Raw genomic sequence first — 1665 nt, forward strand, 5'->3', positions numbered from 1 at the left:
TCTGAATCGGAATGACAGTGACGACGGCTCCGGCACCGAAGCCGGCGGCGGTCAGACCAACCGCGAGGCCGCGGCGGTCCGGAAACCATTTCACGGCATTGCCGACACACGTCGCGTAGACGCCGCCGGCGCCAATGCCGGAAATCGCTGCTCCGACATAGAGCGCCTCAAGCGAGTTCGCCTTCGAATTGATGAGCCAGCCGAGCGCAGCCAGGATGCCGCCCGCCGCGACCATCAGCTTGGGGCCGCGTGGGCCAAGGGAATCGACGATCCAACCTTCAACCGGCGTAAGCCAGGTTTCCAGCGCAATGAAGATGCTGAAGGCAATCTGGATGCTGCCAACCTCCCACTGATGAGTCTTGGCCATCGGGCCGACGAAATAAGTCCAGCCATATTGAAGATTGGCCATCATCGCCATGCAGACGAGGCCGACGATGAGTTGCATCCAGCGGAAGCTGGTCGACGTGGTCTGCTGTGGCGCAATTGTTGCGTTCATGATTTCCTCCACCCACCGCGCCGTCCGTTATTTGTTTTACGACTAGAGGTCGCCGGCGCTCCATTTTGAAATTCTGGTATAATATATTCCAACAAGCAAGGCCGATTTTGCGACCGGGTGAGCCAAACTGTCGCGGTGGTGCGCTCATTCGCGCTCTTGACTGGAACTGGCAGGGGCGTCGCCGCAGTGACGACGCCCCGCAAACGAAAAGGCCCCGCGAGAGGCGGGGCCGATTCGAACTGGCGGGTATCGGGATGACGTTTTAGACGCAGCAGCGGTTCACATCACCCCGGCGGATGGTGGCTTCGGCATAAGACAGAAGCAAACGGTCGAGGGTCGTGAACAGCCGGGCAAACAGGGACACGGGCTGAACGAAGGGAAGAGCAACGGTCTTGGACATGGGGTGTCTCTCAATCGATTGACGGTGGCGGGATCAACTGAGACCAATCTACGTATACCAGATACCAGAGACAACCCATTTTGGTGCATAGCAGCAATTTGATTTTTGCGATGCAGCGGAAATGCCACGATTTGAACTTCCGATAGAGAATGAAATTTTAACAGCAAAGCCGCAGGAGGTTCCGTCGGCTTGTGGCTCATCTGTCATTCCGGAGCGGTGGCGATAGCATCGAACCCGGATCCTCAAGATTCCGGGTTCAGCCCTGGCGGGCTGCCCCGGAATGACGTTGAGCGCGATCATCGGCGACGGGTGCATTAGAGATTGTAAACTGGCTCGCGGGAGAGATCGAACCTCAGAACCACAAAATCGAAAGCCGCCGGAGGTGCCGGCGGCCTTGACTTTGAGGCGATGCGTTTTGGCGGCGATCTCGTCGAGACCGCTTCCTAGAAGCTGAGTGGTCTTACTCCGCGGCCTGCTTGCGCGGCGGATCGAGCGCGCCGGAATCGTGGATCTCGGCGACCTGATGATCGCTGAAGCCGAGCACCTGGCGCAGGATCTCGTCGGTGTGCTCGCCGAGCAGCGGCGAGCGCTGCACGTCCGCCGGGCTGTCCGACAGCTTGATCGGGTTGCCGACCGACAGATACTTGCCGCGGGTCGGATGATCGACCTCGACCACGGTGCCGGTTTTACGCAGCGACTGATCCTCGGCGATCTCCTTCATCGAGAGGATCGGGCCGCAGGGGATGTCGAACTCGTTGAGGATCTCCAT

General features: G+C 59.4%; 3 protein-coding genes. All 3 read right to left on the bottom strand.

Going from position 1 to position 1665, the window contains the following annotated elements; translation table 11 throughout:
• Positions 1–496: MFS transporter (locus WA702_RS01205; protein ID WP_425108699.1), on the bottom strand; the 496-nt coding region annotated here is incomplete at its 3' end.
• A 262-nt stretch (positions 497–758) separates the two neighbouring features.
• A complete protein-coding gene (locus tag WA702_RS01210) occupies positions 759–896 on the bottom strand; it encodes a hypothetical protein (protein ID WP_425108700.1) in 138 nt (45 codons plus the stop codon).
• A 460-nt stretch (positions 897–1356) separates the two neighbouring features.
• A partial coding sequence (locus WA702_RS01215; RefSeq protein ID WP_425108701.1) for a CoA transferase occupies positions 1357–1665 on the bottom strand: 309 nt, incomplete at its 5' end.

The sequence above is a fragment of the Bradyrhizobium sp. genome (assembly GCF_049798375.1).
Taxonomy (GTDB): Bacteria; Pseudomonadota; Alphaproteobacteria; order Rhizobiales; family Xanthobacteraceae; genus Bradyrhizobium.

Coding starts and splice junctions, on each gene's coding strand:
- WA702_RS01210 (WP_425108700.1), bottom strand. CDS start 896: ATGTCCAAGACCGTTGCTCTTCCCTTCGTTCAGCCCGTGTCCCTGTTT.